The organism is Kitasatospora mediocidica KCTC 9733, assembly GCF_000744225.1.
Taxonomy (GTDB): Bacteria; Actinomycetota; Actinomycetes; order Streptomycetales; family Streptomycetaceae; genus Kitasatospora; species Kitasatospora mediocidica.
In genome coordinates this window covers 75,629-87,881 of record NZ_JQLN01000004.1, presented here as the reverse complement: position 1 = coordinate 87,881, position 12,253 = coordinate 75,629, and the positions used below count along the sequence as shown (strand labels likewise).

The 12,253-nt window shown below is 74.6% G+C and carries 13 protein-coding genes; 6 read left to right on the top strand and 7 right to left on the bottom strand.

Translation table 11 applies throughout. The features are described from left to right. Positions 1–3: 3 nt before the first annotated feature. The 4 genes from BS80_RS08300 to BS80_RS08285 all read right to left on the bottom strand — a co-directional run bounded on the left by BS80_RS08300 (position 4) and on the right by BS80_RS08285 (position 3,387). Positions 4–1,536, bottom strand: a complete 1,533-nt coding sequence (locus tag BS80_RS08300) for an MFS transporter (RefSeq protein WP_035795049.1) — start codon at positions 1,534–1,536, stop codon at positions 4–6. Next, positions 1,533–2,087 (bottom strand): TetR/AcrR family transcriptional regulator, encoded by a 555-nt coding sequence (locus BS80_RS08295; RefSeq protein WP_035795047.1) that lies wholly within the window; start codon positions 2,085–2,087, stop codon positions 1,533–1,535. Before BS80_RS08295 ends, BS80_RS08300 begins: the two co-directional genes overlap by 4 nt. A gap of 140 nt (positions 2,088–2,227) precedes the next feature. Then, the gene (locus BS80_RS08290) at positions 2,228–2,620 is read right to left on the bottom strand and encodes a cell division protein SepF (RefSeq protein WP_051966361.1); all 393 of its coding nucleotides are present in this window, start codon (positions 2,618–2,620) and stop codon (positions 2,228–2,230) included. 248 nt (positions 2,621–2,868) lie between these two features. Then, positions 2,869–3,387, bottom strand: coding sequence for a DinB family protein (locus BS80_RS08285; protein ID WP_035795045.1), 519 nt, complete (start codon positions 3,385–3,387; stop codon positions 2,869–2,871). A gap of 110 nt (positions 3,388–3,497) precedes the next feature. On the opposite strand from BS80_RS08285, the gene BS80_RS08280 reads away from it, so the two are divergent. Continuing rightward, the gene (locus BS80_RS08280; protein ID WP_035795044.1) at positions 3,498–4,232 is read left to right on the top strand and encodes an SDR family NAD(P)-dependent oxidoreductase; all 735 of its coding nucleotides are present in this window, start codon (positions 3,498–3,500) and stop codon (positions 4,230–4,232) included. Positions 4,233–4,252: 20 nt separating this feature from the next. On the opposite strand, the gene BS80_RS08275 is transcribed toward BS80_RS08280, so the two are convergent. Together BS80_RS08275 and BS80_RS08270 are read right to left on the bottom strand one after the other, a co-directional pair. Then, entirely contained in the window at positions 4,253–4,936 is a 684-nt protein-coding gene (locus tag BS80_RS08275) for a TVP38/TMEM64 family protein (protein WP_035795042.1), read from the bottom strand. A gap of 1 nt (position 4,937) precedes the next feature. After that, positions 4,938–6,143 (bottom strand): MFS transporter, encoded by a 1,206-nt coding sequence (locus tag BS80_RS08270; protein WP_035795040.1) that lies wholly within the window; start codon positions 6,141–6,143, stop codon positions 4,938–4,940. Positions 6,144–6,199: 56 nt separating this feature from the next. On the opposite strand from BS80_RS08270, the gene BS80_RS08265 reads away from it, so the two are divergent. The 5 genes from BS80_RS08265 to BS80_RS41715 all read left to right on the top strand — a co-directional run bounded on the left by BS80_RS08265 (position 6,200) and on the right by BS80_RS41715 (position 11,173). Beyond that, positions 6,200–7,417: an ROK family protein gene (locus BS80_RS08265; protein ID WP_035795035.1), complete on the top strand. Its 1,218-nt coding sequence runs from the start codon at positions 6,200–6,202 to the stop codon at positions 7,415–7,417. 103 nt (positions 7,418–7,520) lie between these two features. Next, the gene (locus BS80_RS08260) at positions 7,521–7,937 is read left to right on the top strand and encodes a TOBE domain-containing protein (RefSeq protein WP_035795033.1); all 417 of its coding nucleotides are present in this window, start codon (positions 7,521–7,523) and stop codon (positions 7,935–7,937) included. 54 nt (positions 7,938–7,991) lie between these two features. Continuing rightward, the gene (locus BS80_RS08255) at positions 7,992–8,789 is read left to right on the top strand and encodes a glycerophosphodiester phosphodiesterase (RefSeq protein WP_232246407.1); all 798 of its coding nucleotides are present in this window, start codon (positions 7,992–7,994) and stop codon (positions 8,787–8,789) included. Next, the gene (locus BS80_RS08250) at positions 8,789–9,898 is read left to right on the top strand and encodes a winged helix DNA-binding domain-containing protein (RefSeq protein WP_035795032.1); all 1,110 of its coding nucleotides are present in this window, start codon (positions 8,789–8,791) and stop codon (positions 9,896–9,898) included. The genes BS80_RS08255 and BS80_RS08250 overlap by 1 nt, the downstream gene beginning before the upstream one ends. A gap of 159 nt (positions 9,899–10,057) precedes the next feature. Next, positions 10,058–11,173, top strand: coding sequence for an AI-2E family transporter (locus BS80_RS41715; protein WP_051966360.1), 1,116 nt, complete (start codon positions 10,058–10,060; stop codon positions 11,171–11,173). A 31-nt stretch (positions 11,174–11,204) separates the two neighbouring features. Here the strand turns inward: BS80_RS41715 and BS80_RS41710 are convergent, their stop codons facing one another. After that, complete coding sequence (locus BS80_RS41710) at positions 11,205–12,158, bottom strand: alpha/beta hydrolase (protein WP_035795031.1); 954 nt, start codon at positions 12,156–12,158, stop codon at positions 11,205–11,207. Between the last annotated feature and the right edge of the window lie 95 nt (positions 12,159–12,253).

Here is a 12,253-nt window from a genome sequence, read left to right as displayed (position 1 = left end):
CTGCTATCTGCGCGCGGGCCGCAGCAGGAACCAGGACAGCACCGCGCCCGCGATCAGCAGCCCGGCGGCCAGCACCGCCGCCAGGCTCATGCCGTGCACGAAGGACGTCCTGGCCTGCTCCAGCAGCGCGTGCCCGGCCCCGGCGGGCAGCGTCGCGGCCGCCTCCACCGCGCCGCCCAGCGACTCCCGGGCCCGCGCGGCGAGTTCCGGGTCGACCCCGGCGGGGACGCCGACGCCGCCCGCGTAGACCGCGGTCAGCACCGAGCCGAAGAGCGCGATGCCCAGCGCCGTGCCGAGCTCGTAGGCGGTCTCCGAGACGGCCGAGGCCGCGCCGGACTTCTCCTCGGGCGCCGCGGTCAGCACCAGGTCGGCCGAGAGCGTGTAGACCAGCCCCTCGCCGGCGCCGAGCACCGTGAAGACAGCCGCCAGCACCAGGTACGCGGTGTCCTGCTGGAGCCAGCCCAGCACGCCCATCGCCAGGCCCATCGCCAGCAGCCCGCCGACCAGCGCGACCCGGGCGCCCGCCCGGCGCGCCAGCCGGGCGCAGAGCACCGAGGCGACCACGGCGCCGGCGAAGGCCGGCATCTCGGCGAGCCCGGCCGTGAGCGGCGAGTAGCCGCGCACCAGCTGGAGGTACTGCGAGATGAAGAAGACCACCCCGGCCAGCCCGATCAGCGCCATCAGCGCGCCCAGGATGGCGGCGGTGAAGCGGCGGTCGGCGAACAGTCGCACGTCCAGCAACGGCGTGGCCAGCCGCAGTTGGCGGCGGACGAAGACGATGAGCGCGAGGACGCCCAGGATGGCGGCGGTCGGCACGTCCCAGCGGGCCACGCCGTGGGCGGCGGCCTCCTTGATCGCGTAGACCACGGCGATCACGCCGAACATCGAGAGCAGCACGCTCAGGACGTCCCAGCGGCCCGGCTTGGGGTCGCGCGACTCGGGCAGCAGCCAGCCGCCGAGCACCAGCAGCAGGGCCATCACCGGCAGGTTGAGCAGGAAGACCGAGCCCCACCAGAAGTGCTCCAGCAGGATGCCGCCGACCAGCGGTCCGGCGGCCGCGCCCGCGGTGGCCGCAGCGCCCCAGATGCCGATCGCGGTGCCGCGCTCGCGGGCGTCCGGGAAGAGCGAGCGGATCAGCGAGAGGGTGGAGGGCATGATCGTCGCGCCGGCCACGCCGAGCAGCGCGCGGGCGGCGATCAGCCAGCCGGGGCCGGGGGCGTAGGCGGCGACCAGCGAGGCCGCGCCGAACGCGGCGGTGCCGGTCATCAGCAGCTTCTTGCGGCCGATCCGGTCACTCAGCGAGCCCATGCTGACCAGGAGGCCGGCCAGCACGAAGGAGTAGATGTCACCGATCCAGAGCAGCTGGGTGCTGCTCGGCCGCAGCGTCTCGGTGATCGAGGGGATGGCCAGGACCAGGACGGTCGCGTCGATCGCGACCAGGACGATGGCCAGGACGAGGACGCCCAGGCCGATCCAGCGGCGGTCGTGCTGCTGCTGGGCAGTGCGGGTGGGGCTGTGGAGCATGGTGGTGCTCATGAGGTGGAAGTTCTCCTGAGGGCTCCGCCGAGGAAGAGCTCGATGAGGGCGAAAGCACTGTCGCGGGGGGCGAGGCGGCCGTCCTGGACGGCCCAGCCGACGCCGGCCAGCAGGTCGAAGAAGGCTTCGCTGAGCCAGCTGGCCGACAGCTCGATCCGGAAGACGCCCTCCTGCTGACCGCGCAGGAAGAGCGCGCGGACCCGGGCGTCCTGGTTCTCCCAGAGGGCGCAGAGCTCGGGGTCGTCGAAGAGCTGGTTCTCCCCGGCGAGGAAGGCGCAGAGCGCCGCGTCCGGCACCAGCACCTCGGCAAGTCGGCGCAGTGCGAGCTGCGCGTCGCCGTCCTCGATCGCGGCGGTGTCCAGGGCGGCGTTGTACTTGCGCAGGGCCAGCAGGCCCACCTCGCGGATCAGCGCGTCGCGCCCGGGGAAGATCCGGTGCAGCGTGGCGCGGCTGATGCCGGCGGCGCGGGCGATCTCGTCCAGATGGGCGGTCGGCTGGCGGGACAGGACGCCGACGGCTGCCTTGAGAACCGAGTCGCGATCAATTGCCATGAAAGGAGTCTAGCTCATCTGAGACATGGATGTCTCAGATGAGAGGTCTCTCGCGTCCGGCCTCCTCCGAATCCGGGCAGCAAAAAACCGGAGGCGGCGGGGGCCGCCTCCGGCAACGGAGGGTCGTACTGCTGCTGCGCTCAGCTCTGGTTGTAGAAACCGCTCTCGTCCAGCGGCCGGTCGATGACCGTGACCTCCACCTCGGCCGGCGTGAGCAGGAAGACCCGGCGGGCGATCCGCTCGATGCCGCCGTAGGTGCCGAAGACCAGGCCGGAGGCGAAGTCCACCATCCGCTTGGCCTCGGCGTCGTCCATCTCGGTCACGTCCATGACCACCGGGGTGCCGGCTCGGACGTGCTCGCCGACCGCCCGGGCGGACTCGAAGCCGGTCGGCTTCAGCGAGACGATCTTCGCCACCTGCGGGATGGTGGGCGTCGCGTCCGCGATCGCCCAGGGATCCTCGTGCACTGCGGCGGGGTAGTTGCCGGAGGGCATCAGCCACCCGTTGTGGTGCTCGTCGCGAAGTGCTCCCATGCCGCGCCTCCCTGTCCTTATCCCGTCTGGTCCCGTGAGCCGCGCGGTCGTCTGACGCGCCATCCACTCCTCGGAACGGTCCGAGTATCGCACTGATCACGCCTCTGGCGCCCGCCCGGGCGCGCCGTTCGGGTTGTGGCGTGTGCCGCCGGCACACGCCATCCTCACTCTGAGCGGACGTCACCGACCGCTGGACGGTTGCGCGCGTGGAGCAACTGTTCTGCGGTCAATGAGAGGTTGACGAAGCGTCACTCACCCGTCCGGCCGTCCACCGCCTCGCGGAGCAGATCGGCGTGCCCGTTGTGCCGGGCGTATTCCTCGATCATGTGGACCAGGATCCAGCGCAGCGTCACTTCCGCACCGTCGCGCAGGGTCTTGCCCACGGTCTCCAGTGGCAGGCCGGCGATCGCCCGGTCGGCGCGCTCGATCTCGGCGCGCCAGGTGCGGAAGTCGGTGGCGGGGTCGGCGGTGGCCACGCCGTTGAAGTCCGTGTCCGGGTCCTGCTCGGTCCAGTACAGGCCGGTGGAGTCGACGCCGTGCAGGACCATCTGGAACCAGTAGTGCTCCACCTCCGCCAGGTGCCGGACCAGCCCCAGCAGGCTCAGTGACGAAGGCGTCACCGGGTGTTGCCGCAGCTGGTCGTCCGTCAGGTCGGCGCACTTCAGCGCGAGGGTCGCGCGGTGGTAGTCCAGCCAGGAGGTGAGCATGGTCGTCTCGTCGGCGGCCAGCGGCGGTTCGGTGCGGGGCAGGGGAGCGGTGGTGTCCATGGCGGCCATCCTGCTGCAGAAGACCCCTGCGGGCGAACGCATTTGTCGTGGCTATGCTCGTCCCTGCCGTGCGGCCGCCCGGCCGCCCAGTCGACCGAGGGAGTCCGCCCATGCCACGTCCCGTCACCATCGTCACCGGCGGAGGCCGCGGGATCGGTGCCGCGGTCTGCCGGCGGCTCGCCGCCGACGGCCACGACCTCGCGATCGGCTACCTGCGGGACGCGGACTCCGCCGAGGCGGTGGCCCGTGACGCCCGGGCGGCCGGCGCGCGGGCGGTCACCGTCCGGCTGGACACCGCCGACGAGGCCGACGTCGACCGGCTCTTCGACACCGCGGCCGAGCAACTGGGCCCGGTCACCGGGCTGGTCAACAACGCCGGGGTGACCGGTCCGCTGGCCCCGATCACCGAGCTGCGCACCGAGGACCTGCGCAGAGTGGTGGACGTCAACCTGATCGGCTACGTGCTCTGCGCCCGCCGCGCCGCCCGGGACTTCGCCCCCGGCGGCGCCATCGTGAACATCTCCTCCGCCGCGGCCACCCTCGGCAGCCCCGGTGAGTACGTCCACTACGCGGCGACCAAGGCCGCCACCGACACCCTCACCCTCGGCCTCGCCAAGGAGCTCGGCCCGGCCGGGATCCGGGTCAACACCGTCTCGCCGGGCCTCACCAACACCGAGATGCACCGGGACATGGGCGACGCCGACCGCCCGGCCCGGCTGGCCCCCGGCATCCCGCTGCGCCGCGCCGGCGAACCGGACGAGATCGCCGCCGCCGTCGCCTGGCTGCTCTCCCCGGACGCCTCCTACGCGACGGGCGCCAACCTGCGCGTTTCCGGCGGTCTGTGACCGCCCTCGTGCCGCCCTGCTCAGGCGGTCGCCGCAGTCGCTGGGCTTTTGCGGCGGGAGCGCCAGAGGGCGGCCAGGCTGAGCAGGCCCATCAGGACGATCACCGCGGTGGAGGCCAGGAAGGCGGGTGAGCCGGGGGAACCGGCGGCCGAGCCGGCCACCACGTAGGCGGCGGTGCCGGGCAGGACGCCCAGCGCGGTGCCGGCCAGGAAGGGGCGCAGGCCGACGCCGGAGAACGCGGCGCCGAGGTTGGCGGCCTGGAACGGGACGCCGGGGATCAGCCGCAGCAGCAGCACGCTGCGGAAGCCCTGCTCGGTGAGCCGGCGATCCAGTGCGGTCAGCACCTTGCCGCGCAGCAGCGGCCGCACCGCCTCGCGTCCAAGGCCCCGTCCCAGGCCGAAGGCGAGGGCGGCGCCGAGCGTGCTGCCGAGTACCGCCAGGGCCAGGCCGCGCTCCACGCCGAACAGCACCCCGGCGGCCACGTTGAGCGCGGGTTTGGGCACGAACGCCAGGGTCCCGAGTGCGAAGAGCGCCGCGAAGGCGGGTGCGCGCCAGGCGCCGGGGACGGCGGCGGCCGGATGCCGCGGGTCCCAGAGGGCGACCGAGGCCGCGGCGGCCGCGAGGATCAGGGCCAGCAGGGCCAGGCGCGCCCAGGGGGAGCGCAGCGCGCGGCGGGCCGGTGCGGCGAGACGGGTGAGGAGCACCTCACGAGGGTATGTCCTGGCGGTCGAGCCCCCGCCGGCCGGTGGTCCCGGTCACGGCGCGGGGGACCGGGCGCAGCGCGCCTGCGGTCAGCGTCAGGCCGGCGACCAGGGCGGTGACCAGGGCGAAGGAGACGGTCAGCGAGCTGGCCTGGGCGACCGCGCCGACCACGGCGGGGGCGATCAGCCCCGAGGTGTAGGTGACGGTCGCGACGCCAGCGATGGCCTGGCTGGGGTTGGGGCCGCGGTGGCCGGCGGCGGCGAACGCCAGCGGGACGACCACCGCGATCCCGATGCCGAGCAGCGCGAAGCCGGGCACCGCCGTCGCCGGGGTGCGCGCGGCGACCACCAGCAGGCCGCCGGCCGTGGCGACCGCGCCGCCCAGCCGTACGGTGCGCACGGCCCCGAGCCGGCGGACCACCGCGTCCCCGGCCAGCCGGGCGGTGGCCATGGTGAACGCGAACGCGGTGTAGGCGATCGCGCCGGTCGCGGCCGTGGCGCCGGTGACGTCGCGCAGGTAGACGCCGGACCAGTCCATCCCGGCGCCCTCGGCGAAGACGGCGCAGAAGCCGACCAGGCCGATCGCCAGCGCCGAGCGCGGCGGCAGGGCGAACCGGGCCGGGGCCTCGGCGTCGGGCTCCGGGCGGACGTCCAGCAGTCCGGTGCCGACGAGCTGCCCGAACACCAGCAGGACGCCCGCGGCCAGCGCCAGGTGCGGACCGGCTGTCAGGTGCTGACGGGCCGCCAGCGCGCCGAATCCGGAGGCGACCAGTCCGCCGACGCTCCACATGCCGTGCAGGCCCGACATGATCGAGCGGCCGAGCCGCTGCTCGACCTCCACGCCCTCGGCGTTCATCGCGACGTCGGCCATACCCGCCGTGGCGCCGAAGACCAGCAGCGCCAGGCAGAGCCAGGGCAGGCCCGGCATCACGGCGGGCAGGGCCAGCGCGAGGCAGTAGAGCGCGAGCAGCAGCCGGATGGCGGCCCGGGCGCCGAGCCGGTGGGTGACGCGGCCGGCCAGCGGCATGGCGAGGGAGGCACCGACGGCCGGCATCACCAGCGCGAGGCCGAGCGCGCCGGGGCTGAGCCGCAACTGGTGCTGGACGGCCGGGATCCGGGTGGCGAAGCTGCCGGCGGCCGCGCCGTGCACGGCGAACACCAGCGCGACGCTGATCCTGGCCCGGCGCAGGGAGGGGGTCGGTCTCGGCATGGCCGATAAATTATCAGGAAGGAAACCTAATAGACAGATCTGGCAGGATCCGCGTCATGACCACCGCACGCACGGCCACCCCCAGCACTGCCCGTGCGATCAACGACCGGCTGGCCCTGGACCTGCTGCTGCGTCACGGCACCCTCACAGCCACCGAGCTGCACTCGCTCACCGGGCTCTCCCGCCCCACCGTCTCCGACCTGCTGGAACGCCTTCAACGCGGCGGTCTGGTGACCCTCGTCGGCGAGCGCGGCGAGCAGCGCCGGGGGCCCAACGCCCGGGTGTACGGCCTGCGCTACGACCGCGCCCAGCTGGCCGGCATCGACGTGCGGACCGCCGGGGTCACGCTGGCCGTGGCGGACCTGGCGGGTCGCACCCTCGCCACCGCCGCCGTCCCCGTGGACCCGGCCGACCCGCCGGCCGACGTCGCCGAGCGGGTGTTGCGGACGCTGCTGGACACCGCCGAGCAGGCCGGGGCGACGCGGCTGCACACCGTCGCCGTCGGCGCGCCCGGCTTGGTGGACCCCGCCACCGGGGAGCTCAACTCGGCTCGTTCGCTGCCGCGTTGGCACGCCGAGCTGGTCACCGTGCTGCGTGCGGGCCTGACCGGTGAGGTGATCTTGGAGAACGAGGTCAACCTGGCCGGCATCGCCGAGCACCGGATCGGCGCCGCCGTCGACCGGGACACCTTCGTGCTGCTCTGGCTCGGGCACGGGGTGGGCGCAGCCGTCCTGCTGGACGGCCGGCTGCGGCGCGGTTTCTCCGGCGGCACGGGGGAGATCGCCTTCCTGCCGGTCCCCGGCACGAACGGGCTGCCCAGCGCGACCGCGTGCGAGGGCGGGTTCCACAGCTTGGCCGGCAGCGCCGCGGTCTGCGAACTCGCCCGCGCGCACGGCCTCGTCCCGCCTGTCCCGCCTGCCTCGGGTGTCTCGGGCGCCGGGGAGGACGACGCGGCGGCGGCCGAGGCCGTGGTGCTGGCGGCGGTGGCGGACGAGGCCGCGGGCGGGCCGTTCCTGGACGCGCTGGCCGAGCGGGTGGCGCTGGGCGCGGCCGGTGTCTGCGTGATCCTGGACCCGGGCTGCCTGGTGCTGGGCGGCGAGATCGGCCGGGCCGGCGGCAGCGCGCTCGCCGACCGGGTGGCCGCCCGGCTGGCCGCACTCTCGCCGCTGCGCACCGAGGTCCGGGCGGGCGCGGCCGGCGGTGGCGCGGTGCTCAGCGGCGCGGTGCTGACGGCCTCGGACGCGGTCTGCCTGGACCTGTTCGGCGACGTCTGAGCCAGCCTTGCCACCGGGGCGCGCGGGCGGGTGACGCGGGTACGGGCAGCCCGGCGGGATGCGAGAGGATGGGCCCACCAGCACCAGAACTCAGGGGAGCACCATGGGCCAGCCCGACCGGTCGGTCAACCACTACCGCATCGGTGAGGCCGCGGCCATGCTCGGCGTCAGCACCGACACCATGCGCCGCTGGGTCGACGCCGGCCGGGTCGAGGCCGAGCGGGACGACCACGGTCACCGGATCATCCCGGGCGTCCGGTTGGCCGCCTTCGCCCGGGAGCTCGCCAAGCCCGGCGCGGCCGAGGCGGAGGGCCGTCCCTCGTCGGCACGCAACCGCTTCCCCGGCATCGTCACGCACGTGGTGCTGGGCGACGTCGCCGCACAGGTGGAGGTGCAGGCGGGACCGTTCCGGGTGGTGTCGCTGATCAGCCGGGAGTCGGCGGAGGAGCTCGGCCTGGTGCCGGGGGCCCGGGCGACTGCGGTCATCAAGTCGACCAATGTGATGATCGAGCGGGGCTGACCTCACGGTCCGTCCTGCTCCAGCGCCCCGCACCGACCGACCGGAGGAAGAGCCGTGCCATCCGCCCTGCCCAGTGGACAGCCTGACGAGTCGCCGGCCCCCGTCGACGCCCGGCCGGCGGGTCCGCGTCCGCTGGCCGTCGCCCACCGCGGCGACCCGTACCGCCACCGGGAGAACACCCTCCCCGCCATCGCCGCCGCGCTGGCCGCCGGGGCCGACGCGGTGGAGGTCGACGTCCAGCTGACCCGCGACGGTGTCCCCGTCCTGCTGCACGACCGGACGCTCAAGCGGCTCTGGGAGCTGGACCGGCCGGTCCGCGCCCTGACGGCCGCTCAGCTCGACGGCCGGCAGTTCGCCGGCGGCGAGCGCGTCCCGTCCCTCACCGAGGCGATCAAGCTGGTGACCGGCTCCCCGGCCGCCCGGCTGATGATCGACCTGGACGAACCCGGCCCGGTCGCCGCTGCCTGGCAGGCCGTCGCCGACCTCGGCGCCGAGGACCGGGTGATGTTCTGCGGCCCGGCCACCGCGATGCTCGCGGTGCGGGCGCTCGCGCCGGACGCGGTGCTCGCGCTCACCTGGAAGCAGCCGGTGCTGCCGGCCCGTCCGCTGCTGGACGACCTGCGCCCGCACTACCTCAACCCGCCCTTCGGCCTGGTCGACCGCGCCCTGGTGGACGGCGCCCGGGACGAGGGACTGGAGGTCAGCGCCTGGACGGTGGACCTGCGCCGCACCATGCGGCGGATGCTGCTGGCCGGGGTCGCCTCGGTGACCTCCAACCGGATCGCCACGCTCCGCTCGGTGATCGACGCCTCGGTGCCCGACGCTTCGGCGGGCCGCGCGGGCCGCGGCTGATGCCCGAGCCCCGGACGCTCGGCGCCCGCGCGCTGAACCGGGCCCTGCTGGCCCGTCAGCACCTGCTGGAACGGACCGACGCGACGCCCGAGGCGATGGTCGGGCACCTGGTCGGACTACAGTCCCAGGCGGTGGACCCGCCGTACTTCGGTCTCTGGTCCCGGCTGCGCGAGGTGCGTCCGGAGCAGGTCGGCGACCTGATCGAGCAGCGCACGGCGGTCCGGCTCGGCCTCCAGCGCGGCACCATCCACCTGGTCACCGCCGAGGACGCCCTGACGCTGCGTCCGCTGTTCCAGCCCGTCCTGGACCGGGCGCTGCGCGGCACCTTCGGCAAGCGGCTGGCCGGGATGGACCTGGACGCGCTGGCCGAGCGCGGCCGCCGGCTCGTCGAGGAGCGGCCGCGGACCTTCCAGCAGCTGGGCGAACTGCTCGGCGCGGCCCACCCGGACCGGGATCCCGCCGCGCTGGCCCAGGCGGTCCGCGCCCGCCTGGCGCTCGTCCAGGTCCCGCCACGGGGCCTGTGGCGCGCCGGCGGCCCCGCCGCGCACACCACCGCCGAGCACTGGCTCGGCCGCCCGTGCGCCGCGCCGGCGGACGGTCTGGACCGCCTGGTGCTGCGCTACCTCGCCGCCTTCGGCCCCGCCACCGCCGCGGACGTGCAGAAGTGGTCGGGGCTGACGCGCCTCAGTGCCGTGCTGACCCGCCTGCGCCCGCAGCTCGCGGAGTTCCGCGACGAGCACGGCCGCACCCTCTACGACCTCCCCGACGCGCCGCGCCCGCCCGCCGACACCCCCGCGCCCGTGCGGCTGGTCGCGCCTTTCGACAACCTGCTGCTCTCGCACGCCGACCGCACCCGGGTGCTGCCGCAGGAGTACCAACCCCGGGTGATGACGCGCAACGGCATCGTGCTCGGCTCGCTGCTGCTGGACGGCCTGGTGGCCGGCACCTGGGAGCTGCTCCCCGAAGGCGGGGTGCCCCGAGTGCGGCTGCACCCGTTCGTCCCGCTGCCCCGCGCGGCGCGCGCCGAGGCGCTGGCGGAGGCGCAGCGGCTGCTCGACTTCGCCCTGCCGCCGGGCCGGAGCGGCGAGATCGAGCTCGCCGGCCCGTGAGGTGCGCCGGTCGGTGAGGTGCGCCGGTCGGTGAGGCGCGCCGGTCGGTGAGGTGCGCCGCACGGTGAGGCGCGCCGCACGGCGGCAAAACGGATGTTCCGTCAGATGGTGTGCTGAGATGGTCGGATTGATGCCGGCCGGTCAAGGCGGAGGACGGAAATGTCTGAGCAGTCCGCGCCGCCCGGCGGGGCGGGTGGGGGGCCCGAGGACCGGCGCAGGCCGTACGAGTCGCTGCCGCCCGCCGTGCGGACCGCGGCGGCCTGGTCGGTGGCCGTGATGCTCTTCATCGGCGTCGGGGCGATGGTCGTCTTCGCCTTCGTGGAGCTGAGGGCGGCCACCATCCCGATGACCGTCGCGCTGCTCGGGACAGCGTTGCTGCAACCGGTGATGCCCTGGCTGGTCGGACGCGGCCTGGGGCGCGGGGCGGCCGCCGGGCTGACCTGCACCGTGCTGGTGGGGGTGGTCTGCGGGGTGCTCGGGCTGCTGACCAACTCCCTGGTGCACAGCGCCCCGCAGATCGCCACCTCGCTGCGGCAGGCCGGCGACCAGCTCGCCGACTGGCTCGGACCGGCCGGCAACAAGATCCAGCAGGGCCTCTCGCAGGCCGCCGCAGACAGCGGCTCGGCCGGCGGCTCGCTGATCGGTTCGCTGGCCAACGGTGTGCTCTCCGGCCTGGGAGTGGCCGTCCAACTCGTCACGGGCGCGGTACTGGCGCTCGCGCTGGTCTTCTTCTTCCTGCGCGACGGCCACCGCAGCGGCGATCTGGTCCGCTCGGCGCTGCCCCCCGAGCGGGCCGAGATCGTCATCGCCTGCGGGCAGCAGGGCTTCACCGCGATGGCGGGCTTCATGCGGGGCACCACCCTGATCGCGCTGATCGACGCCCTCTTCATCACGGTCGGCCTGGTCATCCTCGGCGTGCCGGGGGCGGCGGGGCTGGGCGCGCTGGTGTTCCTGGGCGCCTTCGTGCCGTTCATCGGGGCCTTCCTCTCCGGCACGGTCGCGGTGCTGGTGGCGCTGGCCGACGGCGGGCTGGGCAAGGCGCTGTGGACGCTGGGTGTGGTGCTGGCCGTGCAGATGGTGGAGGGCAACGTCCTGCAGCCGCTGATCCAGAGCCGGACGGTCGAGCTGCACCCCGCGACCATTCTCTTCGCGGTGGTCGCCGGCGCCGGGATCGCGGGCATCATCGGCGCGCTGCTCGCAGTCCCGCTCTGCGCGGCGGCGATGGGCATCGTCTCGGTCCTGCGCGGCCGCCCGCTGCGCGCACCCGCACCGTAGGGCGGCGGGGGCGCGCAGCGGGCGGCGGGCCTCAGGACGGCGGGAAGTACGCGCCGAGCCAGCGGTCCAGCTCGGTGAAGACCCGCTCGCGGGCCGTCGGGCCGGAGAGCACCAGGTCGTGCATCCCGCCGTCGATCCGCACGGTGGTGACCAGGCGGCCCAGCCGGGGCGCGAGGGCCGCGATGTCGTCGGCGCGCAGGATGGCGTCGGCGCGGTGCAGGGCGGGGTCCCACTTGCTGGTGGTGATCGAGGAGGTGGAGGCCATCAGCACCACCGGGCAGTCGATCGCCAGCCCGCGCCGCACCCGACGCTGGCCGCGCTGGATGGCGGCGAGCCAGCCCGCGTACATCGGGAACCCGGCCGCGGGCTTCAGGGTGAGGTCGAAGTCCCAGCTGCCCTTGTGCTCGCGGTGCAGGCTGTGCACGTAGTGCGGACTGAGCGCGGACGGCAGCTTGCGGGTGGCCGCCAGCCGTCCCAGCGCGCCGACGGCCGGCGCGCCGAGGGTGCGCACGGCCGGCGAGGTGGGCAGCGCGAGGAACGGGCTGTTCAGGAAGAGCCCGTCCACCAGCCCCCGGCCGGCCCGGCGGTCCGCCCAGAGCGCGCCCACCAGGCCGCCGGTGGAGTGGCCGTTGACCAGCAGCCGGCTGTGCCCGTCGACCTCGCGGATGATCCGCACCGCCTCGTCCAGCTCCTCGTCGTAGGCGGCGAGGTCGCGCACGAAGTTCGGCGACTGGTGCGGGCGCAGCGAGCGCCCGTACTTGCGCAGGTCCAGGGCGTAGAAGGAGAAGCCCGCCGCGGTGAAGTGGTCCGCGAGGTGTGTCTGGAAGAAGTAGTCCGTGTAGCCGTGGACGTAGAGCACCGCCCGCGTGGCGCCGGGGACCAGCCGCCGCACCAGGGTCGCACTGACGGCGCCCTCGTCGTCGGCGGCCAGTGGCAGTTCGGCCGCCTCGTAGGGGGCACCCAGGATGTCTTCTCGAAACTCCATGTCCGCTGCCGCACCCAATCTCTGCTCCGACCGATCCAGGAGCACTGACCATACCGGCCGGTAACGCGCTGGGTGCGCTGCGCCGAGCCCGGCCG